The sequence below is a fragment of the Sporosarcina saromensis genome (genome assembly GCF_054901285.1).
Genome location: NZ_CM142738.1, coordinates 3,272,358 through 3,295,967, shown reverse-complemented (window position 1 = coordinate 3,295,967; position 23,610 = coordinate 3,272,358). Strand labels below are relative to the sequence as shown.

Genomic DNA, 23,610 nt, shown 5'->3' with positions numbered 1-23,610 from the left:
CCTGGAAAGCGTCCGCTCGGAACGGAAATCAACATTTTATCAGTCCATTAATAGCTAAGAAAGTGTTTTACAGATCAATCGCACGAACTTCGTAAATATCAGCCAGTTCAGTCAGATCTTCCATTTCTTCTTGCTCCACATGATTGTCAATCGTCAGCATCATGATTGCTTCACCGCCAATAGTTGTTCGGCCGACTTGCATCGTGGCGATATTAATATTCTTTTCTGCCAACAATGTACCGACACGGCCGATTGCGCCCGGTTGGTCTTTATGTTTAATGAACAATAAATGCCCTTCAGGCACGACGTCTACTACGTAATCATCGACTTTTACAATACGCGGGCCGAGTCCATTTAATAACGTACCCGCTACGCGATGAACAGAACCGGCAGTGTGCACTTCTACCGTGATTAAGTGGAGGAAACCTTTGCTCGTCGTTGTTTTATGTTCATTGACCTTTATGTCAAAACGCTCTGCGAGGTATTTTGCATTGACATCGTTGACGTGACTACCGAAATTCCGTTTTAAAATTCCTTTTACCGTATTGCGCGTTAACGCCCTGACATCATAATTCGCAAGTTCGCCTGCATACTTGATGTTCACTTCTACGATTGTTTCATCCGTTTTGCGAGAGAGGAATGTGCCTAATTTCTCTGCCAAATCGAAGAAAGGAGCAATTTTTGCAAGTACTTCCTTAGAAACGGAAGGTAAGTTGACGGGATTGCGTACAGCTTCGCCTTTGAAAAAGCTAAAAACGTCATTACTTACATCTACTGCGACACTTTCTTGCGCTTCTACTGTACTCGCACCTAGGTGAGGTGTTGCAATCACTTCAGGTAACGTGAGCAACGGGTGATCGATAAATGGTTCGGTTTCAAAAACATCTAGGGCAGCACCGGCAACTTTTCCAGAAACAATCGCATTGTAGAGTGCATCTTCATCGATGATTCCGCCCCTTGCACAGTTGATGATCTGTACGCCATCTTTCATTTTGTAGAATGCTTCTTCGTTTAATAAATGACGCGTTTCTTTTAATAATGGTGTATGAACGGTAATGAAATCTGCTGCTTGAATGACATCATCAACCGTACCAAAGTCAATCCCCATCTTTTTCGCTTTCTCTTCCGTCAAGAACGGATCGTACGCAATGACATTCATGCGCTGTCCTTTCGCACGTGCTGCAACTTCTGTACCAATTCGACCGAGACCGATTACGCCGAGTGTCTTATTTTTCAACTCGACGCCAATATATGTTTTGCGATCCCAAACGCCATTTTTTAATGCATTGAATGCTTGTGGGATTTTTCGAGCCAACGCAGTCATCATCGCAATTGTATGCTCAGCGGCAGAATTCGTGTTGCCGTCGGGTGCATTGACGACGATAATGCCATTTTCCGTCGCGGCATCCAGGTCAATGTTATCCACACCGACACCAGCTCGACCGATAATTTTTAAGTTTTTACCTGCTTCAATCACTTCGCGTGTCACTTGTGTTTGGCTTCGGACGAGCAACGCGTCAACATCTTTTATTGTCTCAAGCAGAGCTTCCTTGGATAAATCGGTTGTAATGGTTATGGCTAAGTTTTCAGCTTGTCGTAATGGATAAATGCCTTCTTCGCTAAGCGGATCAGTAATTAGAATATGGAATGTCATCAGTTTGTCGCTCCTTTTGCTACATAAATTTTTTGAGCTGCAGCCACGCCTTTTCCGATTTCTATTTGCTTACCGGATTTTACTAATCCGATTTCAATCATGGCGATGGTTTGAAGGACATCGGCAGGTGAACAATATCCCATATGCCCAACTCTGAAAATCTTGCCTTTTAGATGTTCCTGTCCACCCGCTACTGTTAAACCGAATTCGCTTTTAATCGTCTTTCTAAATAATTCGGCGTCAAAGTCTTCAGGGGAAACAGCTGTGACAGTGTCTGCAGCATCCTCATCAGTTGTCAGTAAAGGAATCGCCAATGCTTTAAAAGCAGCGCGCGTCATTTCTTTCATGAGTTTATGACGAGCATATACTTCCTCGAGCCCTTCAGCTTCCATCATCTTTAGTGCTTCATGTAGTCCGAAAAGCAACGAAAGGGCAGGTGTAAAAGGTGTCGTATCTTTAGCTAAATTCGATTTATATTTCACTAAATCCAAGTAGAAACCACGATTTGAATTGTTTTCAATTCGGTTCCAAGCTTTCTCGCTTACGGCAATAAAAGTGAGTCCAGCTGGTAGCATGAATGCTTTTTGTGTACCCGTTACGATCACATCAATCCCCCAATCGTCCATTTTCGTTACCACACCGCCAACGCAAGAGACTCCGTCGACGATGATAAGTGCATCGGACACTTCTTTGACTGTCTGTGCAAGCAAATGAACAGGATTCATGACACCTGTTGAAGTTTCGCAATACGTTGCAAATACAGCTTTAATTGCTGGATTATTTTGCACCACTGCTTGCACATCTTTTACGTCAAATGCTTTGCCCCATTCGACCGTAAGCTGATGAACGACAATTCCATATGCTTCACAAATTTTTACAAAGCGTGCTCCAAACGTACCTGTTACAATCACAAGTACTTCATCCGCAGGATTTACTATATTCACAACAGCTGCTTCAAGTCCTGACGTGCCACTGCCGGTTACAATGACAACATCCTGTGTTGTGCCAAATACTTTTCGTAGTCTTGGTTGAATGGTACGTAGCAATTCAGAAGTTTCACTTCCTCGATGTCCGATCATCGGTTGGCTCATTGTCCGTTGTACGCTCGGCGGAATCGGTGTTGGTCCTGGAATTCGTAAAAAGTATTGGTCTGCTAACATGTAGATCTCCTCCAATTAATAAAAAATATAAAAAAGCCTTTCATCCCTTGCATGTACTGCAAGGGGCGAAAAGCTTTTACGCTACGCGGTACCACCCTTTTTCGCTGTCCAAAATAGACAGCCTTCATTGTTTGCGTAACGTGCATCATACGGATGATCCTACGACATAAGTTTCAGATCACCAATTCCAGAGTGCTACTTTACGACTGAACCACTGATTCTCACCAACCATCAGCTCTCTTAAGATTCGAGTACGTAAAACATATCTCCATCGACATTGTTCGTTTAGGTATTTAATTATTGAACATCATATCACGTGAAAAAAGAATGTCAACCAATTAGTTCGTGTTTAGATCTATATTTTATATGATTTTCGTAATTTGGATTAAAATAATCAGTTAAACGCGTACTAAAATAAATTTAAATCAATTATTGTTCGTGTTTTATCATTGTGAATAAAAAGCTTTCCACTCTCCTTTACACCTACATGTAAAGGGGCGAAAAGCTTACAATTTACGCGGTACCACCCTTGTTCACTGTCAAAGACAGTCTTCATTGCATGCGGTAACGAGCATGAAACGTACGTACCTACTAAAAAGTTGTTCGGTACATCTATTCAGGAGTGCTACAACAGACATGTCAACGCTGATTTTCAGCAAATCATCAGCTCTCTTTAGATGCCATCATCTATCGCGTATCTCCATCGCAATATTATCGAAAAATTTAATTACTGAATATCATATCAGTATCTAAAAAAATGTCAACCTTTTTTTGAATGAACAATAAAATGCCTTTTAACGAGTGTATAAAATCGCATTCTTATCACATCATAATACCAAATCCATGAATTCAATGGAAAAGTTCAAGAAAAGAGGGAAAACAATTGGGTATTTTAAGCGGAAATTCAAAAGAAGAACCGATGCATTATGGTGAAGTATTAGGATGTTGGGCATATGTAGGGGCAAATAAAGGACTCATTAGCGGATATCAAGGCTTCATTAACCATGCGGGAGATGACGGTCTTAAAAAACTGTTGGACGAAGCTGTGCAAATGATGAAAAAAGAAAATGAGCAAGTGGAAACACTATTGAAAGAACATGGAGTCACGCCTCCTCCTACATTACCTGATCGTCCAATTGCCAACCAAGAAGAAATTCCTGCTGGCGCACGCTTCATGGATCCTGAAATTAGTGGCGCAATCTCGATAAACGTTGGGCAAGCCCTCGTATCGTGCAGCCAAGTGATTGGGCAATGCTTACGGGAAGACGTCGCGATGATGTTCAGTAAATTCCATGCTGAGCGTTTACTATTCGGCATGAAATTATTAAAGATGAATAAAGAAAAAGGTTGGATTATTCCACCACCAATTCACGTTCCTCATTAACAAAAGGAGCAGCTGGCAAACGTCAGCTGCTTCTTTTGTGCTTTATTTCAGAAAAATATGGTAAAATGATGGAGATGATTTTTAAAGGGGGAAATTACGTGGCGATTCAAACGAAAAGGGAAGTAGTTGTAGACCATTATCATGGAACAAAAATTGAAGATCCCTACAGATGGTTGGAGAATCCGAAAGATCCAGAAGTTCAGCATTGGGTAGATGAACAAAATAAACAAACACATGATTTTGTCAGTACATTTGAAGATCGTGAATTGTTAAAAACGAAATTGACGAAAGCGATGGATTATGAAAAGTATTCAGTTCCTCGAAAAGAAGGGGACTATTATTATTTTCATAAAAATGACGGCCTACAAAACCAAGCAGTCTTCTATCGGACAACAAATCTTGATTCGGATAAATTGGAAGTGGTCTTAGATCCGAATACGATGAATGAACAAGGGACTGCTGCAATTACCAACCTTTCTTTCACGAAAGATGGAAAGCGACTAGCGTATGGGGTATCGTTAAACGGCAGTGACTGGCAGGAAATCCGGGTACGGAACTTGGAAACGCTTCAAGATGAGGGGGATTTGTTGCAGTGGTGCAAGTTTTGTAGCATCGCATGGGATGAAGGAGGCACCGGATTTTATTATAACCGTTTCCCAGATCCTTCAACGATTCAAGCTGAGGATGAAAGCTATTATAACAAAGTGTATTGGCATAAAATCGGTACAGCGCAAGAAGATGATGTGCTCATCTATGAGGATTTGGACAATAAAGAGTTCTCCTTTGACCCCGTTTTTTCGGATGACTACAACTATTTGTTGTTGAATGTGTGGAAAGGGACAGAAAATAAAAGCCGGATTTATATGAAAGACGTTGCCAATGATTCTGGATTTGTGAAACTATTCGCAGAGGGTGATGCTCGCTATACATTCATTGGAAATGAAGGCAAGTTATTTTACTTTGTGACCAATTCGGATGCACCGAAAGAGCGTGTAATTGCTGTTAACGTGGAAAGTCCAAGTAAGGAAAATTGGACGGAAATTATACCTGAGCAAGAGGATGTATTGTCATTTGCGAAAATCGTCAACCACCAAATCGTTGCATGTACGTTACATAATGCACATTACAAAGTGAAGATTTATGACATGCATGGAAAGTTTGTAAGTGTTGTCCCTCTTCCGGATTTCATATCGTTAACAGGAATGACAGGTGAGAAGAAAGATACGAGCATGTTCATTGGTTATACGTCTTACTTATCCTCTGGCACAATTGTTGAATATGATTTTTCAGCTGCTACATCTAGAGAGATCTTTCGTCGTTCACATGATGAAAAAATGAATGATTTTGTAACAACACAAGTTTTTTATCCGTCAAAAGATGGCACCCAAATTCCGATGTTCATCACACATCGCAAAGGAATTGCGTTAGATGGGAGTCATCAGGTGCTGTTGTATGGATATGGAGGTTTTAATGTAAGTCTCACGCCGGGTTTTTCACCAGCAGTGCAAGTTTTGTTGGAAGAAGGCGGTGTGTATGCCGTTGCGAACTTACGTGGTGGCGGAGAATTCGGGGAAGAGTGGTACAAGGCAGGAACATTAGAACACAAGCAAAATGTCTTTGACGATTTTATCACAGCAGGCGAGTGGCTAATTGAAAAAGGCTATACAAAGTCGGAAAAGTTGGCAATCATGGGCGGTAGTAACGGTGGGTTACTCGTCGGAGCATGTATTACGCAACGGCCAGATCTATTTGGCGCAGCAGTTTGTCAAGTTCCGGTTATTGATATGCTAAGGTACCATAAGTTCACAGTCGGTCGCTATTGGGTGACAGACTACGGCAATGCGGAAGAGAGTGCTGACGACTTTACTTTTATGATCAAGTATTCTCCACTTCATAATGTGCGTTTTGGAGTTGAATATCCAGCGACCTTAATTACTACAGCGGATACGGATGATCGGGTCGTACCTCTACATGCGAAGAAATTTGCTGCTACGTTACAAGCAGCTCAATCCGGTCCTAATCCAATTTTATTACGCGTAGAAAAAAATGCAGGACATGGATTAGGTAAACCAACAGCAAAAATTATTGAAGAACAAACCGATATTTATTCATTTTTAAAATTGGTCTTGAAATAAATAAAATCAGGCGCCCATTTGTCATTTGTACTGACGGGCCCTGATTTTTATTTTTGTCGTTCCCAATTTCGTAACGCTGGGAATGGATCAAAAGCCCATTCTGTCTTTCCGTTATATTTGTATACACCATAGTGCAGGTGCGGGGGGAACTTGCCTGAAGTACCTTCTTTGCCGTAACCCGAACTACCAACAAATCCGAGCAATGTGCCAGGCTCGACGATATCACCTTCTTGAATGCCCTTATCAAAATACGCTAAATGGGCAAAGTAATGGTATGTGTTATGGTTATCACGGATGCCAATGCGCCAACCACCGAACTGGTTCCATCCCATCACTTCGATGACACCGTATGATGTTGCCACGACAGGGACACCATAACTTGCAAAAATGTCTGTACCTTCATGAATTCGCCTTCCTCCCCAACCGCGGCTTGACCCCCATGTACTTCGATAACTGTAATGATGAGCTTTTGGGATAGGAAAGGTGTGTTCATCCAGTTCGACTGTTCCAAAATGCTTGTACAACTTGGCAATCGTCAGTACTTGGTTAACAGTTGCTTCTTTTTTGTAATAATGCCATAACGCTGCTTTGTAATCCTCTTCACGTGGACCATACAAAGCGAGATGATTAGCCATCGTCACAAGAATATCAGCTGGGTTTTGCAAATCGGCAAGGCCGTCTTCATCTCCATCATCTCCGTTTCCACCGAAGAAAGCGATGGAATCCAGAACAGTATCTGAAGCTTCAGGATTTAACATACCAACCCAGTACGGAGTAGGATATTGAATGGAAATCGGACCTTCCATTTTTTCCAGGTCCGGCCGAACTTGTTGGATATTTCGTTCATATTGATCAATCGCGGCTAAATAATACCAAGGGACAAGCTCGCTTGAGAACTCATAATAATACTTCATCCGTTCTTCATTTGTTGCTTCCTCGGTTTGTATGTTTGCAGCCATCGTTTTCACAAAAGGAAATGCAGTGAGTAACAAAAAGCAAAACGGAATGCTCATTAAGTGAATACGCAAATGGGATTCCTCCTTTATTCACTTTATAGCTTTCCCGAAGTGACGTTTTTCATGAGGATTTTGGATTGTTAGATGGTGGAGGAATGTGAATGTTCTTCTCAAAGGAAGCATTACGGTAGATTATGTAGTTGTGCTATACTCAATAAGAGAATGTACCTACAGAAGGAGATGGATAGGATGGAAAAATTAACGTCAGTTGAGCAGTTTGAACAATTAAAAAATGAGGAACGCACAGTTTTCATGTTTTCAGCAGATTGGTGCCCTGATTGCCGAATCATCGAACCGCTTCTCCCTGGAATTGAAGCAGATTATCCTGAATACCAATTCATCTATGTCGATCGCGATGAATTCATAGATATTTGCCAGCAACTCGACATTTTTGGCATACCAAGCTTCGTTGCTTTCCATAGTGGGGAAGAGGCAGGTCGTTTTGTCAGCAAAGACCGCAAATCGAGAGAAGAAATTGAAGCATTTTTAAACGAATTAGGAAACTAACGCCAATTTTTGATGTGTTAACTAATGAAAAGGTGGAAATGTGGCTATTCATTTCCATCTTTTCTTTACTATAAGAATCGCGTAAGTAGAATATGTCTACTTGCATCAGATCGTTTTCAGCACCTACATTCTCAATTTGTCAGACTCCGGTACCTCACGTATCATCTCTCGTTCCTAAAGCTGCTCTCCAGTTTACAATAAAGACAACCCCAAGCCCGAAGCCAAGTCTTAACTCCCGCTCGAATGAATAAACCGCAACAAGCCAACCGATAACGGGACTTGTTGCGGTTCATTTCGTTCAGATTATTGCTCCGCAAATAATGTATACATTTTTTCAGGATAATCTGTGAAAATTGCTTGCACACCTACTTGTTGCATGTACTTTGCATACTGTTCATCATTCACCGTAAACGTCCTTACTGGAATTCCACTTTCGAAAACTTCACGCATGGAAGGGCGAATAGCAGCTGGAAAAAGGATATGTAAGTCATCTGCTGGGACGCTTCGTATATAGTTGACAGGGTTCACGAGTACTTCCATGAACAACGTTGCGGTTCTAATGGCTGGTGCAAGTTGTTTGCTTAATTGAATAGCACCATGGTCAAACGACGAAAGGATGACGCGAGCTGTCAACTGGTATTCTTCAATTAGTTCAATTACTTTTTGAACCATTCCATCATAGGGAAAGATGTCCGACTTCAATTCAATATTTATCACGTGTTCTGTTGATTGAAAGACTTCAAGCACTTCTCGTAATGTAGGAATGGTCGTTCCTGTAAATTCGGGAGCGAACCAGCTTCCGAAATCGAAGGTGCGCAATTCTTCTAAAGTGAGGTCTTTTACATAGCCCTTACCATTTGATGTTCGATTAATCTTTTCATCATGGATGACAACCAATTCATGATCTGCTGTCATATGAACGTCAAATTCCACTCCATGAATCGGCAGGGAAGCTGCTTCTTTAAATGCGGGAATTGTATTTTCGGGAAATGTCCCGGAAGCTCCTCTGTGGGCAAAAATGTCCATTGTATTTTCCTCCGACGCTACAGTCGAGTAGCAAGTGTAATATAGATAAAGATTTCAAAGCATCTAAATGGTTGTTCGTTTATGCAATTAAGAAAGGGCGGCGGTTAGCCCGCAGCCCGCTTAGTATGCATGTATTCTGTGTTGAATCAGTTCCAATTATTGTTGTTTTCAATTTCCTTCTTGAGAAGTTCCGCACCTCTAGGGCTGATGAACATGCCATTAGACAAACGTTTATTCTCAGAAGTGATATCACCAGTTACAATACACGCCTCATCGACAACATATTTTCGTAGAATAATCATATCGTCGTCTACAAAAATTTCCATCGGTGCACCTTTCTCCAATTGTAAGGTGCTTCTAAGTTCTTTTGGAATCACAATTCTTCCGAGATGATCAACTTTCCGTACGATACCTAAACTACGCATAATATCCTCCCTGACTTCGTGATAGTTATTATACCAGTATGGATGAGTATACCAGTAAAATAGAAAAAATACAAAAATATGAATATACTTTCTTATCTTTACTTACTTCTACTATTCCACATCTGGAAACTTTAAAACTATTCTATACATCGATTTCTGTTAAAATAGGAAACGTTGTAAAGAAAGGAGAACGATTGTATGTCTGTTTTATTGAAGAAATCGGTGTTTTTTGATTATGTTCAAATTATTATTGGGGCGACTTTTGTCGGCCTTGCATTTAATATATTTTTGTTGCCATCTCGTATTGCAGCGGGTGGGATTTCTGGGGTAAGTACGATATTGTACGAGCTATTCAACTATAATCCGGCTGTTGTCCAATGGATCATTAATATCCCACTAATTGTACTTGGACTTGTGCTTGCAGGAAAAGAATTTAGTGTGAAAACGATTGTTGGTACGTTTTTTGTCCCGTTTGTCATCTTTTTAACGCATGATATTAACTTGTCCGTTGACAACCCTCTACTCAGTTCTATTTATGGTGGGATCATGCTTGGTATTGGGTTAGGAATTGTGTACCGTGGGAATGGCTCGACTGGCGGCACCGCTTTAATTGCACAATTGTTGAAAAAGTATACAGGCATTTCAAGCGGTTTCTCACAATTGATTGTCGATGGAATTGTCGTTGTCACTTCAGCATTTGTATTTAATTTTGAACTCGCTTTATACGCACTCATGGCTATTTATGTTACAAGCAAGGTGATTGACTTCGTGCAATTGCAAACTTCCCCGACGAAGTTAGTGCTCATTATTACCGAACATGAAGATAAAATCCAAGCGGTCATTCAAAATGAGATCGACCGTGGTTTGACGAAAGTAAAATCAACAGGTGGGTTTTCAAACAATGACAAGACGATGATTTTCTGTGTAGTGGAACAATCAGAAGCCGTTTATTTGAAAAAGTTGTTACAAACTGCTGAACCGAGCGCTTTTGTCATATTCCTGAATGCTTCTGAAATTTTGGGGACAGGCTTTTCGAGAGCGAAAGTAAGACTGTAAGAAATAAGTATACAATTCTGTATAAAATGATATAATGGACAACAAATGAATATTTCTTATCAAGAGAAGCTGAGGGATTTGGCCCTGAGAAGCTTCAGCAACCTCTGCTCCGGCAGGAAGGTGCTACCTCCAACAAGATGTTAATCTTGAGAGATAAGAGCGGAGACCGTTAAAAATCCTCGTTCCTATCTTAGGAATGAGGATTTTTTACATGAATAGGGGGAATTTACGTGCCGATTAATATACCTGAACAATTGCCGGCAAGAGAAATGTTGAAAGAAGAAAAAATATTTGTGATGGATGAAGGGAGAGCTACTTCTCAAGATATCCGTCCATTAAACATCATCATTCTCAATTTAATGCCTGAAAAAGAGAAAACTGAACTGCAACTATTGCGGTTATTAGGAAACACACCCTTACAAGTAAATGTATCTTTTTTGAACACCGCTACATATGAATCGAAAAACGTCAGTAAAACGCATTTAGATGCATTTTATACAACGTTTGAGCATGTGAAAAATCGCCGCTATGACGGTCTAATTATTACGGGTGCACCAATTGAGCATCTTGCATTCGAAGACGTAACGTATTGGGATGAACTGCAACAAATCATGGATTGGTCCAACACGAATGTCACATCCGTTTTGCACATATGTTGGGGCGCTCAAGCAGCTCTTTATCACCATTATGGCATTAATAAATTTGAACTCCCAAAGAAGTTGTCGGGTGTATATGAACATACATTGACGGATCCGACGGTAGAGCTTGCGCGTGGCTTCAACGATTTGTTCACCGCTCCTCATTCTCGTTACACATCCGTATCCATTGAAGAAATTGAACAGGACAATCGCCTTCAATTGTTGGCTATATCTGAAGAAGCGGGAGCTTTCATCATACTTTCAAAAGATGGCAAACATATTATGGTGACAGGGCATTTGGAGTATGATGCATGTACGCTTGGTGAAGAGTATGCGCGTGATATTGCAAAAGGCATTGCAATTGATGTTCCGGAAAATTATTTCCCGCACGATGATCCAACGAAGCAACCGTTGAATACATGGCGTTCGCATACGCATTTGTTGTTCTCCAACTGGCTGAACTATTATGTGTATCAAGAGACACCATTTGAATGGAAATAAAAGTAAAGCTAGCATTGGCACATGTTGCTGATGCTGGCTTTTTTGGCTTCAATGAGTTTTTCGAGTCAATAAAAACAGCAATTAAATTAAGATAAAAAGCTTTCAAATTTCTCTACAACTTGCATTCCTATTCGATTACGTATTTCTCTTCTGAATAAGTCCCTCTTTCTGCTGCAAACTAGTGTACAGAGGAGGTAAGAGAACATGGAATTAGAAGGGTTACTGGAATTGAAGTTTTGGGAAATGCTTTTGCGGACGACAACTGCATTTATCATCTTGCTCATTCTTGCAAGGATTATGGGGAAGAAACAAATCTCACAATTGACGTTTTTCCATTATGTGACGGGTATTACGATTGGATCGATTGCTGCCGAGATATCCGTTAATTCAGAAACGCATTTTTATAATGGAAGTATATCCTTAATTTGGTGGGCTTTATTGACGGTTTTTGTGAACTTCTTAACAATCAAATCAAAGAATTTACGAAAGTTGTTAGATGATCAGCCAACAATCCTTATTTTAAAGGGGAAAATTAGTGAACAAGGCATGAAGAAAGCACGTTTTACGTTGAATGACCTGAATATGATGCTTCGAGAACAAGGCATTTTTACTGTGACCGATGTTAACTATGCGATACTTGAAACGAATGGGGAACTGAGTGTATTAAAAAAAGCGAGCCAGGAGCCAGCCACACGAAAAGATGTGAATGCTCCTAGCCCTGAACCAAAATATCTTCCGACTGAGATTATTTCTGACGGAAAGTTAATGAAAGAAAACTTAACCGAACTTCATTTGACAGAAGAATGGTTGTATGCTGAGTTGCAGCATCATGGCATATCGACAGTTGAACAAGTCTTCTATGCTGAAATACTGGGCGATGGCACACTCCATGTCGATGAGCGAACCGGTCAATAAATTACGCAGTCGGCGTGACTTGTAACGTGGCAACTCCAGTAGTAATTGCAGCTTCACTAACAGCTTGTGCAACGGCACTTGCGACACGATCATCAAAAGGATCTGGAATAATATAGTCTTCGTGCAAGTCTTTCTCGTCAATTAAAGATGCAATTGCAACGGTCGCTGCCATTTTCATCTGCTCATTAATATCCGTAGCACGTACGTCCAACGCTCCACGGAAAATTCCAGGAAATGCAAGAACGTTATTTACTTGGTTAGGGAAATCGGATCTGCCTGTTGCAATAATCCGTGCACCGTATTGTTTAGCGCGTGCTGGCATGATTTCAGGATTTGGATTCGCAAGTGCGAAAAGGACTGGCCCTTCATTCATGGAAGCAATCATTTCTTCTGTTAGCAAGTCTGCAACAGAGACACCGATGAAGACATCAGAACCAGCAAGAGCATCCGCCAAACTGCCTTTAACAGCAGTTGGGTTTGTCAGTGCTGCCATCTCATTCTTTATCGGATTCATGCCGTTTGTCCGACCTTCGTAAATTGTTCCTTTTGAATCACATAAAATGATGTCCTTGCACCCGATTGTCAAAAGATGTTTGACGATTGCAATTCCTGCTGCGCCTGCACCGTTCACGACGATTTTGGCAGTTTTTAAGTCTTTACCTGTCAGTTTGAATGCATTAATCAGTCCCGCTGCAACGACAATTGCGGTTCCATGCTGATCATCATGAAAGACAGGGATTTCACATTCTTGACGTAAACGTTGTTCAATTTCAAAACAACGGGGTGCAGAAATGTCTTCTAAATTGATGCCACCGAATGTTGGGCTCATCAGTTTGACGGTTTGAATAATTTCTTCTACATCTTTTGTTGCGAGGCAAATCGGAAACGCATCCACATCGGCAAAACGTTTAAGTAGAAGCGCTTTGCCTTCCATTACAGGCAATGCAGCTTCTGGTCCGATATCTCCGAGACCTAATACGGCTGTTCCATCTGTAATGACTGCAACGAGATTCCCTTTAATCGTATAATCGTACACAGTTGTTGGTTCTTTTGCGATTTCCAAACAAGGCTCAGCAACGCCAGGGGAATAGGCTAAGCTCAAATCCTTCGTATTGTCTAGGGAGACTTTTGAAACAACTTCCATCTTCCCTTTGTGAAGTCCATGCATCGCTAATGCGGAATGATATTCTTTCGTCATCTAGTTCGCTCCGTTCTATTTGTTTTATGGGTAATTAAAATTATTAACAGCATCAAACAGTAAATGCAAGTGGTGAAAATCTGTTTAATCCAATGATTATGTGAATGATACCGCTTACACGATGATTCGATATATATTTAGTATGTGAAAAAAATATTTTATTAGTAGCACTGGAAATGCAAACTATTTATATGATAAAATGAATGACAGTCATTCATATCATTCGTAAAGGAGGTTGAATAAATGGACAAACGTGAGCGAATCGTGTCTGCAGCTATTGAGGTCTTTAGTGAACAGGGGATCGAGAAGACTAAAATTTCGGATATTGTGAAAAGAGCAGGAATCGCCCAAGGAACGTTTTATTTATACTTTCCTTCCAAGTTGTCGCTGATGCCTGCAATTGCAGAAGTGATGGTCGAGAAAACAATGGAGATTGTTCAGGCTAAAGTTTCAAAATCAGCTCCTTTTCCAGTCAGACTCGATCAATTAGTCGATGCAATTTTTGAAGTGAGTGAAGAGTATCACGAAATGCAAGCGCTCATCTATTCCGGTCTCGCATCTACCGAGCATTTAAAAAAATGGGAGACGGTCTATGCACCGTTTTACGAATGGATCAGCGAGAGTTTGGAACAAGCAATTGAAGATGAAGTCATTAGAGATTCTGTTGATCCTGCACGCACTGCAAAATTAGTGATAGGTCTTGTTGAATCAGCTGCGGAACAGATTTACTTGTATGATGCAAACAAAGAGGACGAGGCTGCCGTACAAAAAAGAGAGGTCAAGCAGTTTTTACGTTTTGCTTTGTCCATTCATGACTAATTGCACAGCTGGAGAGCGATTTCTTCCGTTCTCCAGCAGGGCAAAATTTATCATTTGTTATTAAATGAATGACAGTCAGTCATAACGTAACGGAGGAAACAGAAATGAACAAATCATGGCTTTATGTAGCATTGACCAGTTTCTTTGAATTGGTCTGGATTTTTGGATTTAACGTAGCAAGTGAATGGTGGCATTGGCTACCGATTGTGTTTTTTATTTTTGTTGATTTTCATTATTTGGCGAAGGCTTGTGAAAATTTACCGACGGGTACGGTGTATGCCATCTTTGCTGCCGTTGGAACTGTCGGGACGGCGCTAATGGATGTTTTCTTCTTTGGAGAAAGTTTAAGTGCCGGTAAAATATTTTTCATGTTTATTTTAGTTGTCGGGGTTGTCGGGTTGAAACTTGCGGATGACTTGGAAGATAAGAAAGCGAAGAAAGGGATTGTTCAGTAATGGGTTGGTTTTTTGTTTTATTAGCGGCAGCGTGTGAATTTGCTGGTGTTGTCGGTTTAAATAAATATAACGAGCAAAAAAGCTTTCAAAATGTGTTGTTATTTGGAGGAGGATTTGGCCAGCATTTGCGTTTCTTTACATGTCATTCAACTACTTACAAGTGAGCACGGCCTATGCTGTATGGATTGGCATTGGAACAGCAGGAGCCGTACTCATTAATATGATTTTCTTTGGAGAATCTAAAAGTATCGGTCGAGTGATGAGTGTGTTATTAATTGTTATCGGTGTTGTTGGATTAAAGGCATTGTCATAAGTTTAGATGATTTCCCAATCTCGTTCGTTTGCAATTTGTGCAAGCCTTTTTTTCGGTTTTACTGCGACTGGTGAACCGACTAATTCAAGTACGGATAAATCAGAATAACTGTCTCCATACGCATAGCTGTTTGTCCAATCGATGTCCTTGGATTGGAGGGCTTCCATGATTTTTTCATTTTTGCGTTTCCCTTGAATGTGGTATATGCTCTTTTGTCGGTCTAATTGCTGGTCTATCGTGTAAGGGACTTCGGTGCCGATGATTGCATCAAAAGGAAGTCCTTCTGTCACAGCGTGCAGTAAAGGCGTATATGCACCTGACACGAGCATTGTGAAAATCCCTTCCGTATGGTGTTGGTGGATACGGGAAACAACTTCATGATTGAAATCGTTTTGCATACTGGCTTTTAATTCAGCGAAATAATGTTGTAGCTCGTTTTGGTTTAACGAGCCAAGTGCATTTACATATAACTGCATTGATCGTTCTTTCATCGTCGCCTCAGATACAATTTTTGTTTTGTAACCGATGTACAAAGGGAGGATTTGTCTGTAAAAAGTCCGATAGTTTGAATGATAGGTGGGATGGTGTTTTAAGTGTTCCATTAATAATTTAAAAGTTTCATTCGCATAAACAGTGCCGTCGAAGTCGAAAATTGCAATTCTCAAGAACATTCCCCTTTTCTTTATGCACACACAGGAGCTTTTACTTATGATGATACAGTGTTTGTAATCCAAGGGCAATTTCCGCATAATAAAGAGAGAGAGTGAGGAGACGAGTTATGCAAAAAAATCATCAAAAGAGAAGAGAACATTCAACCTTATTTACCGTAACGGAAAAGGCTGAACTATTACCTTTTTTATTAGAGAACATGAAACAAAATAGCCGAAATTCGGTGAAATCGATGTTGACAAGAGGGCAAGTGGAAGTAGATGGACAACCGGTGACGAAACACAATCATCCATTATCGATTGGACAAAAAGTAGAAATCCAAAAAAATAAGGCAGCGAAAAGCGAAAGTATGCTGACGGGATTGACAATTATTTATGAAGATGAATCGATCATTGTCATCGACAAAGAGGAAGGCCTATTATCAATGGCTGCAAAAGATAAAAATGAAAAAACAGCTTTCAGTGAAGTTTCTTATTATGTAAAGAAACAAAACCCTCGTCAACGGGTTTTCATCGTCCATCGTTTAGATCGAGATACATCTGGGGTTCTTTTATTCGCAAAAAGCGAAGAAGTAAAAATGACGTTGCAAACGAATTGGGACGAGATGGCGAAAGAACGTGTTTATACTGCGCTTGTAGAAGGCAACGTTAAAAAGGAACAGGGTACGATTAAATCGTGGTTAAAAGAAACACGCACCTACAAAGTGTACTCGAATCCTACTGATAACGGTGGACAGCTCGCCATTACGCATTATAAAAAAATAAAATCAAATCGCCAGTATTCCCTATTGGAAGTGCGTTTGGATACAGGTAGGAAAAATCAGATCCGTGTACACATGGAGGAACTTGGCTATCCGGTTGTAGGAGATAAAAAATACGGATCCACTGTGAATCCACTGAAGAGACTAGGTTTGCATGCTACGTCATTAACGGTTGTCCATCCAGTCACTAAAAAGGTGATGAAGTTTGAAACGGATCTACCGACGAGTTTCCTTCGTAAAGTCCAATAAGAAAAGCGGCCCCATAGCGGGACCGCTTTTTCTTATTGCATAGGCATGCCGGGTTGACCTTGTGCGCCTGCAAACGAGTTCATCATTTCTTGCATGTCGTGATCTGAAAGTTGAGGGATTTGGTAGTAATGGTGTTTGTTTTGGTAAATGGAAAGTTCATACGCCATTTCAATGCAATTCGCAATGGAATCAGCGAGCACTCTCCTGACAACTGGATGTGTCACTTCTATTGCGGAAGTCGTTTTGAGGGAAGCGATGTTCTTCATTGCTCCTAACATGAATCCAGAAATCATTTCATCATTTAATTCGTTGGCACTTTGCATCGGCTTTTTCGGTTGAGAGGGTTTCGTGCCATAGACGAAGTCGTTCTCTTGCTTCATGTTGTAGCTGCCTGTCGGATGGGAAGGATCCGTACCTGATTTGAAGCATTCCACCGTTATGTTGTATTCATCAAGCATAAAACGATACTGACGATCCATAATATCCAGCAACTCGGGATCTTTTACGTGTGGTCGAAAAAGTGTCGCTTGGTTTAGTGTAGCTAGGACGCTCCCTAGTACATCTTTTATCCCAATCATACCATTCGCGCCGTGATTCATTTTTGTTGAGACTGGACCGGTTTGCATATTTTCGTGCATTTCATGGAATTCATTGTGTGTCATTACATATCCTCCTTGTAAGGTTTTAAAAATCATTTGTAGTATGGCTTCAATCAAAAAGGATATGTATAAAGAAGTGGAAATCACGCATATTCTGCTCATTTTGACAATAGCATGGAGTAGTGGACAATTTGTCAATGAAAGGCAGAGGAGCATTATGCAAATTCATGTTGTACAGGCAGGTCAAAGCTTGTATGGGATTGGACAAGCTTATGGGATTGCATGGGAAGAGATAGCAAAAGCGAATGAATTGATGGAACCATCAAAAATTGTTGTCGGGCAAGCGCTAGTCATTCCTGTAACAGGAAGTTATCATTGGGTACAACCGGGACAATCCCTTTACATCATTTCAAGGTTATATGGAACGACAGTAGCAGAACTTGCGCGGATCAACGGAATAGCTCAAAACGCCATTTTGCTTGTCGGTCAACGCTTGTCGATTCCTCAAAGGACAAAGAGGGCAATTGAAGTGTTGTTGTATGTTGAACCTCGGGAGCAGAATTTGACAGAAATTACTGCTGAAGTAAAAGAACGCGTTGACGATTTGACGTATTTGGCAATGTTCAGTTATGAGGCACAACGAGATGGCTCATTAAAATCGCCACCAATCGGAGAGATACCTCAAATCGCGACGGATGCGGGCGTGCTGAATGCTATGGTCATCAGTAACTTAGAGAACTTTGCATTTAGTTCAGAATTGGCTCATGTTTTATTCACAGACATGACCGTACAAAACCGTTTGTTTGAAAATATTGTACGGACAGCTAAAAGGGTCGGGTACAAGGACATTCATTTTGATTTTGAGTTTCTAAGACCGGCGGATCGAGAATTATACAATTCGTTTTTACGAAATGCGAAAGCGCGTTTTAAACCAGCAGGCTTGACGATTTCGACCGCGCTAGCTCCGAAAACAAGCGCAAATGTTACTGGTATTTACGGGGCAATTGATTACAAAGCACACGGTGAAATTTGTGACTTCGTTACGTTAATGACGTACGAGTGGGGCTATTCGTACAGTGCGCCCCAAGCTGTTAGCCCTATCAACCAAGTTCGGCGAGTAGTGGAGTTTGCAGTGAGCCAAATTCCAAGAGAGAAAATTTTTCTAGGACAAAACTTGTATGGATATGATTGGAAGTATCCGTATCCGCCTGAAACGGGTGTTGCAGCGAGGGCATTAAGCCCACAACAAGCGGTAAACTTAGCGATTCGCCAAAATGCAAATATCCAATATGATCCGGTTGCACAAGCGCCCTTCTTCCTCTATTGGGATAATGACGGTGTCAGACACGACGTATGGTTTGAAGATGCACGCAGTATTCAAGCGAAATTCAATTTGCTGAAAGAATTTAACTTGCGCGGCATGATGTATTGGAAGATAGGATTAGCATTCCCGCAAAATTGGTTACTACTCAATGATAACTTTACAATCATTAAACGGTAAAAAATGTTCTGCTGCATTTGTATACGAGCTGTGAATGATAGTGTGACAAAAAGTAGAAGTAAAAAGGAACCCATGGCGAAAATACGCCATACGGTTCCTTTTCTTCATCGATCAGTCTTTCGAAATGTAATTGAGTACGCTTTGGAAAATTTCAACATCAGGGTTGATGAGCAGAGCAGGTAGGAATGCAAATGCCATCAGTATCGCTAGGTTGGCTCCGATAACAGTACGTACAATCTTGGTGAATTTCATATAGCATCTCCTCTTTCTCTTCTTAGTAGTTTTCCAATTTACTCATTTTCGAGATTTGGATGTACTAATAATAGTCTATGTTTAGAGTGTTGTAAATGTTTTTATTTGCCTGTTAATATTGTCGTCAATATTCGCGGGCAATTTGGCATGTTGGGTAAGAATGCGTCGTTTTGGGCAAGTATGCGGCGTTCTGGCGGGAAATGCGGCGTTTGAGAAAGTTATGCCGCAAATGCCGTTTTTATGAGCCGTTTTGGATAAGTATGCCGCGTTTTAGCAATTCATGCGGTGTTTTAAGAGATCGTTAATTCTAGTTTGTAATGAAGTTTTTCCCGCTACACAAAATGAATAAACATGAAAAAAATGTTGTACTAATTCACGTTTTCGGTAATACTAGTAAAAACGAAGAATAGATTTTGAAATACTAATTTTCAAACTATGGTAAAATGAATGTCTAGGCTTTTATGATGATTGAGAAAGGGATGAGGCGATTGACAAATATGGAAACGATTCAAGAACATCGTAATCGAGCGAATGATTACGTGCACGAAGTATATGAGCTTGTAAAAAAGAGAAATCCGGACGAAAAAGAGTTTTTGCAAGCGACTAGGGAAATATTTGATTCGCTTCGTCCGGTCTTTGCCAAACACCCGGAGTACATACGGAACGGGATCCTTGAGCGAATTACAGAGCCGGAGCGCATCATCTCGTTCAGAGTTGCTTGGGAAGACGACAAAGGAAAAGTACATGTAAACCGTGGATTCCGCGTACAATTCAACAGCGACCTCGGCCCCTATAAAGGGGGCATTCGATTTCATCCATCTGTTAACAACAGCATTATGAAATTCCTCGCGTTCGAACAAATTTTCAAAAATGCATTGACCGGTCAACCGATTGGAGCGGGAAAAGGAGGTTCCGATTTTGATCCAAAAGGGAAGTCGGAACGTGAAATCATGCGTTTTACGCAAAGCTTCATGACGGAGTTGAGTAAACATATTGGCCCTGATGTTGATGTGCCTGCTGGTGATATCGGTGTCGGAAAACGGGAAATTGGCTATATGTTCGGTCAGTATAATCGCCTTAAAGGTGGTTATGAAGCAGGCGTACTTACCGGGAAAGATCCGAATCACGGTGGTTCACTTGGTCGAAAAGAAGCGACAGGATATGGTACGGTTTATTTTGTCGACGAAATGCTAAAAGAAAACGGCTTGTCTTTTCAAGGGCGTAAAGTAGTTGTTTCTGGATCAGGTAACGTCTCTACTTATGCAATCGAAAAAGCGCAGCAACTAGGTGCAATTGTCATTGCGTGCAGTGATTCAGGTGGTTTCATTTATGACAAGAAAGGCATCAATGTAGAGACCATTAAACGATTAAAAGAAGTTGAAAACAAACGGATTTGGGAATACACAAAAGAGCATCCTGAAGCCGAATACCACGAAGATTGCTCTCGCATTTGGTCGATTCCATGTGACATCGCATTGCCGTGTGCGACACAAAATGAGATTGATGAAATTGCTGCGCACATCTTAATTGCCAACGGTCTAAAAGCGATTGGAGAAGGAGCAAACATGCCCTGCAATAATGAAGCGATTAACATCTTCATCGAAAATGGGGTCCTTTTCGCACCTGCCAAAGCTGCAAATGCTGGTGGTGTAGCCGTCTCAGCAATGGAAATGTCCCAAAACAGCATGCGTCTCGGTTGGACAGCAGAAGAAGTCGATGAACGGTTAAAAACTGTCATGATCAGCATTTACAACAGTTGTAAAGATGCCGCTGAGCGTTTCGGCAAACCTGGCAACCTTGCAATGGGTGCAAACATCGCTGGCTTCTTGAAAGTAGCCGACGCCATGGTAGCGCACGGCATCCGATAACTTGAAACTATCTCAGCCATTGAGATAGTTTTTGTTTTGGTATCGTGTTGAATCGCGTCACTTTTGATAGGCCGTCAGTGCAATGTTTTGGCCTCGTCTACAGTGAAGCGCTCCGCACACAAAACTGACCGTCCTATACACAAAATGGAGCATCCCACGCTCAAAGTACACCCAATTTAAAATCCCTTGAAAAGTTTTTAGTCAAATCTATTGAAAATCCGAACATCTATGTTATTATAAAAATACGTAATGATGAATAAAAATACATAAACATGTATAAGGAGGACGATAGATATGAACAAGAAGAAAGTGGTTTTAGCTTACTCAGGTGGACTAGATACGTCGGTAGCGGTGCAATGGTTAACCGATAAAGGGTACGATGTTGTTGCTTGTTGTTTGGATGTTGGTGAGGGCAAGGACTTAAACTTTATTCAACAAAAAGCGTTGCAAGTTGGGGCGGTCAATAGTTATGTCATTGATGCGAAAGAAGAGTTCGCGCAGGAGTATGCGTTGCTCGCTTTACAAGCGCGAACGTATTATGAAGATAAATATCCACTTGTTTCGGCTCTGTCTCGTCCTTTGATTTCTAAGAAACTTGTAGAAGTCGCTCACCAGGAAAATGCGACGGCTGTTGCCCATGGTTGCACTGGAAAAGGGAATGACCAAGTTCGTTTTGAAGTGGCAATTAAAGCGCTCGATCCTTCACTAGAGGTCATTGCGCCTGTTCGTGAGTGGAGTTGGTCGCGTGAGGAAGAGATTGCGTATGCTAAAGAAAAAAACATTCCGATTCCTATCAATCTTGACAGTCCGTATTCGATCGACCAAAACTTGTGGGGGCGCAGTAATGAATGTGGAATTTTGGAAGATCCATGGGCAGCTCCACCTGAAGAGGCATATGGCCTTACTTCATCCATTGAAAATGCACCTGACCAACCAGATATCATCGAGATTGCTTTTGAAAAAGGAGTACCAGTCAGTATCGATGGTAAGCACTATCCATTAAGCGAGCTCATTTTAACTTTGAATGAAATCGCAGGGAAACATGGTGTCGGCAGAATTGATCATGTGGAAAACCGTCTTGTCGGCATTAAATCACGTGAAGTGTATGAATGCCCGGGTGCTATTACTTTGTTAAAGGCGCATAAAGAACTGGAAGACATTACGCTTGTGAAAGATGTCGCCCATTTCAAGCCACTTGTTTCTCAGAAGTTAAGCGAGCTCATCTATAATGGGTTATGGTTTTCTCCGTTACGCAACGCATTGGAGGCATTTATTAAAGACACTCAACAATATGTCAATGGAGTTGTCCGTGTTAAACTTTTCAAAGGCCATGCAATTGTGGAAGGAAGAAAGTCGACTAATTCGCTTTATGATGAAAAGCTGGCAACCTATACGTCAGATGATCAATTCGACCAGTCAGCGGCTATCGGATTCATCCAGCTATGGGGCTTGCCGACAGAAGTGCATAGTACGGTGAATAAACAACAAACGGTTAAAAGCAGCTTATAAAACAAAAATGCATGAAGGTCAACTCGCCTCCATGCATTTTTTCATGTTTCTATTCTCTTTCAAAATTGTCTACGTCTTCTTCTATCCAAAGGAAACCTTACTCATTTCTAAAACGTCTAACTTGCAAGTTAGTTTGATGAGGGGATTTTTCTATTTAGCGAATCTCCGACATATACTCATCTACATGGAGCAGGTGACGCGTTGAAAAATAAGAAAAAGTTGGGGATATTCATCGGTATGGTCGTTACGATTTCGGGGCTTGTCTTTTGGTTATGGCCAGGGAAGTTAATGGTAGATGCGTTGAAACCAGAAGCGGACGGTTCAAAACCTTACGCCATCATACTAGGGGCAAAAGTGAATGGGAAGACACCTTCACTTTCTTTACGGTATCGATTAGAATCTGCGGTTGCGTATGCTCATGCGCATCCTCACGTGACATTCATCCTGTCAGGTGGACAAGGGCCTGATGAAGACATCAGTGAAGCAGAAGCAATGTGGAATTACATGGTGGAGCATGGAATAGACGAGGATAGATTAGTACTCGAATCCACATCGACTTCCACGTATGAGAATCTAGTGAATACCAAGAAGTTGTTGCCGGAAGGTGTTCATGAAGTAACAATCATTACGAGTGATTATCATATAGCCCGCGCTCGAATGATTGCTAAAAAACTAGACCTAGAAACAGACGTCGTTGCAGCAAAAACGCCGGCATCCGTAAAAGCACAACAGCAGTTCCGTGAACGATTGGCGTTAATTAAAACAAAAATAGTTGGGAAATAAGGAGAAGAGCCTGGGACAAAATAATAAAAAATGCATGTAGGCAATTTGAGGCCACTGAAAAAGTCCGCTAAGATTTTTTTGCTGGAACTGTTGATTTGCGTTCCAAGCGGACGCTTTCCGTAGGGCGGGCGGTGAGGCAATTGAACAACGAAGAGTTCGATTTGCTCCCAACGCTGCGCTGTTGCTCGCAAAAGCCGTTCTACGTAACGGCTTTTCCT

The 23,610-nt window shown here is 41.2% G+C and carries 22 protein-coding genes, 1 pseudogene, 1 riboswitch and 2 other annotated features; of the genes and pseudogenes, 14 read left to right on the top strand and 9 right to left on the bottom strand.

Features of this window, described 5'->3' with window-relative positions:
• Positions 1-67: 67 nt before the first annotated feature.
• Positions 68-1,654: a phosphoglycerate dehydrogenase gene (gene serA, locus ACVHUV_RS16805; protein WP_462085366.1), complete on the bottom strand. Its 1,587-nt coding sequence runs from the start codon at positions 1,652-1,654 to the stop codon at positions 68-70.
• Positions 1,654-2,814: a pyridoxal-phosphate-dependent aminotransferase family protein gene (locus ACVHUV_RS16800; protein ID WP_462085365.1), complete on the bottom strand. Its 1,161-nt coding sequence runs from the start codon at positions 2,812-2,814 to the stop codon at positions 1,654-1,656. The genes serA and ACVHUV_RS16800 overlap by 1 nt, the downstream gene beginning before the upstream one ends.
• Before the next feature lie 58 nt (positions 2,815-2,872).
• Positions 2,873-3,098: a binding site (T-box leader), on the bottom strand.
• Positions 3,099-3,304: 206 nt separating this feature from the next.
• Positions 3,305-3,530, bottom strand: a binding site (T-box leader).
• A gap of 167 nt (positions 3,531-3,697) precedes the next feature.
• Here ACVHUV_RS16800 and ACVHUV_RS16795 point away from each other — a divergent pair.
• Together ACVHUV_RS16795 and ACVHUV_RS16790 are read left to right on the top strand one after the other, a co-directional pair.
• A complete protein-coding gene (locus ACVHUV_RS16795) occupies positions 3,698-4,198 on the top strand; it encodes a DUF3231 family protein (protein WP_317942633.1) in 501 nt (166 codons plus the stop codon).
• A gap of 98 nt (positions 4,199-4,296) precedes the next feature.
• A complete protein-coding gene (locus tag ACVHUV_RS16790; protein WP_462085364.1) occupies positions 4,297-6,333 on the top strand; it encodes a prolyl oligopeptidase family serine peptidase in 2,037 nt (678 codons plus the stop codon).
• 47 nt (positions 6,334-6,380) lie between these two features.
• On the opposite strand, the gene ACVHUV_RS16785 is transcribed toward ACVHUV_RS16790, so the two are convergent.
• The gene (locus tag ACVHUV_RS16785) at positions 6,381-7,346 is read right to left on the bottom strand and encodes a M23 family metallopeptidase (RefSeq protein WP_462086933.1); all 966 of its coding nucleotides are present in this window, start codon (positions 7,344-7,346) and stop codon (positions 6,381-6,383) included.
• 192 nt (positions 7,347-7,538) lie between these two features.
• Here ACVHUV_RS16785 and ACVHUV_RS16780 point away from each other — a divergent pair, with 192 nt between their 5' ends.
• Complete coding sequence (locus tag ACVHUV_RS16780; RefSeq protein ID WP_371389252.1) at positions 7,539-7,856, top strand: thioredoxin family protein; 318 nt, start codon at positions 7,539-7,541, stop codon at positions 7,854-7,856.
• Between the two features lie 303 nt (positions 7,857-8,159).
• On the opposite strand, the gene ACVHUV_RS16775 is transcribed toward ACVHUV_RS16780, so the two are convergent.
• A complete protein-coding gene (locus tag ACVHUV_RS16775; RefSeq protein WP_462085363.1) occupies positions 8,160-8,882 on the bottom strand; it encodes a glycerophosphodiester phosphodiesterase in 723 nt (240 codons plus the stop codon).
• A gap of 146 nt (positions 8,883-9,028) precedes the next feature.
• Positions 9,029-9,307, bottom strand: a complete 279-nt coding sequence (locus ACVHUV_RS16770) for a transcriptional regulator AbrB family protein (RefSeq protein ID WP_317942638.1) — start codon at positions 9,305-9,307, stop codon at positions 9,029-9,031.
• A gap of 198 nt (positions 9,308-9,505) precedes the next feature.
• Here ACVHUV_RS16770 and ACVHUV_RS16765 point away from each other — a divergent pair, with 198 nt between their 5' ends.
• From ACVHUV_RS16765 to ACVHUV_RS16755, 3 genes are all read left to right on the top strand, one after another.
• A complete protein-coding gene (locus ACVHUV_RS16765) occupies positions 9,506-10,363 on the top strand; it encodes a YitT family protein (RefSeq protein ID WP_371389253.1) in 858 nt (285 codons plus the stop codon).
• Between the two features lie 53 nt (positions 10,364-10,416).
• A riboswitch (SAM riboswitch) is annotated at positions 10,417-10,523 on the top strand.
• A gap of 70 nt (positions 10,524-10,593) precedes the next feature.
• Positions 10,594-11,502, top strand: coding sequence for a homoserine O-acetyltransferase MetA (gene metA / locus ACVHUV_RS16760; protein WP_317942640.1), 909 nt, complete (start codon positions 10,594-10,596; stop codon positions 11,500-11,502).
• A 204-nt stretch (positions 11,503-11,706) separates the two neighbouring features.
• Positions 11,707-12,417: a DUF421 domain-containing protein gene (locus ACVHUV_RS16755; RefSeq protein ID WP_462085362.1), complete on the top strand. Its 711-nt coding sequence runs from the start codon at positions 11,707-11,709 to the stop codon at positions 12,415-12,417.
• A 1-nt stretch (position 12,418) separates the two neighbouring features.
• Here ACVHUV_RS16755 and ACVHUV_RS16750 read toward each other — a convergent pair whose 3' ends face one another.
• Complete coding sequence (locus tag ACVHUV_RS16750) at positions 12,419-13,615, bottom strand: NAD(P)-dependent malic enzyme (RefSeq protein ID WP_462085361.1); 1,197 nt, start codon at positions 13,613-13,615, stop codon at positions 12,419-12,421.
• A 243-nt stretch (positions 13,616-13,858) separates the two neighbouring features.
• Between ACVHUV_RS16750 and ACVHUV_RS16745 the strand changes: the two genes are divergently transcribed.
• The 3 genes and pseudogenes from ACVHUV_RS16745 to ACVHUV_RS16735 all read left to right on the top strand — a co-directional run bounded on the left by ACVHUV_RS16745 (position 13,859) and on the right by ACVHUV_RS16735 (position 15,202).
• Positions 13,859-14,434, top strand: a complete 576-nt coding sequence (locus ACVHUV_RS16745) for a TetR/AcrR family transcriptional regulator (protein ID WP_462085360.1) — start codon at positions 13,859-13,861, stop codon at positions 14,432-14,434.
• A gap of 104 nt (positions 14,435-14,538) precedes the next feature.
• Positions 14,539-14,889, top strand: a complete 351-nt coding sequence (locus ACVHUV_RS16740; protein WP_317942646.1) for a DMT family transporter — start codon at positions 14,539-14,541, stop codon at positions 14,887-14,889.
• Positions 14,889-15,202, top strand: a pseudogene (locus ACVHUV_RS16735) (DMT family transporter). Before ACVHUV_RS16740 ends, ACVHUV_RS16735 begins: the two are co-directional and overlap by 1 nt.
• A gap of 2 nt (positions 15,203-15,204) precedes the next feature.
• Here the strand turns inward: ACVHUV_RS16735 and ACVHUV_RS16730 are convergent.
• Positions 15,205-15,873 (bottom strand): HAD family hydrolase, encoded by a 669-nt coding sequence (locus ACVHUV_RS16730; RefSeq protein WP_462085359.1) that lies wholly within the window; start codon positions 15,871-15,873, stop codon positions 15,205-15,207.
• A gap of 107 nt (positions 15,874-15,980) precedes the next feature.
• Here ACVHUV_RS16730 and ACVHUV_RS16725 point away from each other — a divergent pair, with 107 nt between their 5' ends.
• Positions 15,981-16,880, top strand: coding sequence for an RluA family pseudouridine synthase (locus ACVHUV_RS16725; RefSeq protein WP_317942652.1), 900 nt, complete (start codon positions 15,981-15,983; stop codon positions 16,878-16,880).
• A gap of 32 nt (positions 16,881-16,912) precedes the next feature.
• Here the strand turns inward: ACVHUV_RS16725 and ACVHUV_RS16720 are convergent, their stop codons facing one another.
• A complete protein-coding gene (locus ACVHUV_RS16720) occupies positions 16,913-17,542 on the bottom strand; it encodes a spore coat protein (RefSeq protein ID WP_317942654.1) in 630 nt (209 codons plus the stop codon).
• A 154-nt stretch (positions 17,543-17,696) separates the two neighbouring features.
• Here ACVHUV_RS16720 and ACVHUV_RS16715 point away from each other — a divergent pair, with 154 nt between their 5' ends.
• Positions 17,697-18,980: a glycoside hydrolase family 18 protein gene (locus ACVHUV_RS16715; protein WP_462086932.1), complete on the top strand. Its 1,284-nt coding sequence runs from the start codon at positions 17,697-17,699 to the stop codon at positions 18,978-18,980.
• A gap of 111 nt (positions 18,981-19,091) precedes the next feature.
• Here ACVHUV_RS16715 and ACVHUV_RS16710 read toward each other — a convergent pair whose 3' ends face one another.
• Positions 19,092-19,232 carry a hypothetical protein gene (locus tag ACVHUV_RS16710; protein WP_317942656.1) on the bottom strand — a complete coding sequence of 47 codons (141 nt, stop codon included), beginning with the start codon at positions 19,230-19,232 and terminating at the stop codon, positions 19,092-19,094.
• Positions 19,233-19,729: 497 nt separating this feature from the next.
• On the opposite strand from ACVHUV_RS16710, the gene gdhA reads away from it, so the two are divergent.
• The 3 genes from gdhA to ACVHUV_RS16695 all read left to right on the top strand — a co-directional run bounded on the left by gdhA (position 19,730) and on the right by ACVHUV_RS16695 (position 23,392).
• Positions 19,730-21,100 (top strand): NADP-specific glutamate dehydrogenase, encoded by a 1,371-nt coding sequence (gdhA, locus tag ACVHUV_RS16705; protein WP_462086931.1) that lies wholly within the window; start codon positions 19,730-19,732, stop codon positions 21,098-21,100.
• Between the two features lie 294 nt (positions 21,101-21,394).
• Complete coding sequence (locus ACVHUV_RS16700) at positions 21,395-22,609, top strand: argininosuccinate synthase (protein ID WP_462085358.1); 1,215 nt, start codon at positions 21,395-21,397, stop codon at positions 22,607-22,609.
• Between the two features lie 201 nt (positions 22,610-22,810).
• Complete coding sequence (locus tag ACVHUV_RS16695; protein ID WP_462085357.1) at positions 22,811-23,392, top strand: YdcF family protein; 582 nt, start codon at positions 22,811-22,813, stop codon at positions 23,390-23,392.
• Positions 23,393-23,610: the final 218 nt, after the last annotated feature.

Excerpts from the sequence above, each read along its gene's own strand:
- ACVHUV_RS16730 (WP_462085359.1), bottom strand. The coding sequence starts at position 15,873 with ATGTTCTTGAGAATTGCAATTTTCGACTTCGACGGCACTGTTTATGCG.
- ACVHUV_RS16715 (WP_462086932.1), top strand. The coding sequence starts at position 17,697 with ATGCAAATTCATGTTGTACAGGCAGGTCAAAGCTTGTATGGGATTGGA.
- ACVHUV_RS16740 (WP_317942646.1), top strand. The coding sequence starts at position 14,539 with ATGAACAAATCATGGCTTTATGTAGCATTGACCAGTTTCTTTGAATTG.
- ACVHUV_RS16770 (WP_317942638.1), bottom strand. The coding sequence starts at position 9,307 with ATGCGTAGTTTAGGTATCGTACGGAAAGTTGATCATCTCGGAAGAATT.
- serA (WP_462085366.1), bottom strand. The coding sequence starts at position 1,654 with ATGACATTCCATATTCTAATTACTGATCCGCTTAGCGAAGAAGGCATT.
- ACVHUV_RS16775 (WP_462085363.1), bottom strand. The coding sequence starts at position 8,882 with ATGGACATTTTTGCCCACAGAGGAGCTTCCGGGACATTTCCCGAAAAT.
- ACVHUV_RS16750 (WP_462085361.1), bottom strand. The coding sequence starts at position 13,615 with ATGACGAAAGAATATCATTCCGCATTAGCGATGCATGGACTTCACAAA.
- ACVHUV_RS16785 (WP_462086933.1), bottom strand. The coding sequence starts at position 7,346 with ATGAGCATTCCGTTTTGCTTTTTGTTACTCACTGCATTTCCTTTTGTG.
- gdhA (WP_462086931.1), top strand. The coding sequence starts at position 19,730 with ATGGAAACGATTCAAGAACATCGTAATCGAGCGAATGATTACGTGCAC.
- ACVHUV_RS16700 (WP_462085358.1), top strand. The coding sequence starts at position 21,395 with ATGAACAAGAAGAAAGTGGTTTTAGCTTACTCAGGTGGACTAGATACG.
- ACVHUV_RS16725 (WP_317942652.1), top strand. The coding sequence starts at position 15,981 with ATGCAAAAAAATCATCAAAAGAGAAGAGAACATTCAACCTTATTTACC.
- ACVHUV_RS16745 (WP_462085360.1), top strand. The coding sequence starts at position 13,859 with ATGGACAAACGTGAGCGAATCGTGTCTGCAGCTATTGAGGTCTTTAGT.
- ACVHUV_RS16755 (WP_462085362.1), top strand. The coding sequence starts at position 11,707 with ATGGAATTAGAAGGGTTACTGGAATTGAAGTTTTGGGAAATGCTTTTG.
- ACVHUV_RS16720 (WP_317942654.1), bottom strand. The coding sequence starts at position 17,542 with ATGACACACAATGAATTCCATGAAATGCACGAAAATATGCAAACCGGT.
- ACVHUV_RS16765 (WP_371389253.1), top strand. The coding sequence starts at position 9,506 with ATGTCTGTTTTATTGAAGAAATCGGTGTTTTTTGATTATGTTCAAATT.
- ACVHUV_RS16780 (WP_371389252.1), top strand. The coding sequence starts at position 7,539 with ATGGAAAAATTAACGTCAGTTGAGCAGTTTGAACAATTAAAAAATGAG.
- ACVHUV_RS16800 (WP_462085365.1), bottom strand. The coding sequence starts at position 2,814 with ATGTTAGCAGACCAATACTTTTTACGAATTCCAGGACCAACACCGATT.
- ACVHUV_RS16710 (WP_317942656.1), bottom strand. The coding sequence starts at position 19,232 with ATGAAATTCACCAAGATTGTACGTACTGTTATCGGAGCCAACCTAGCG.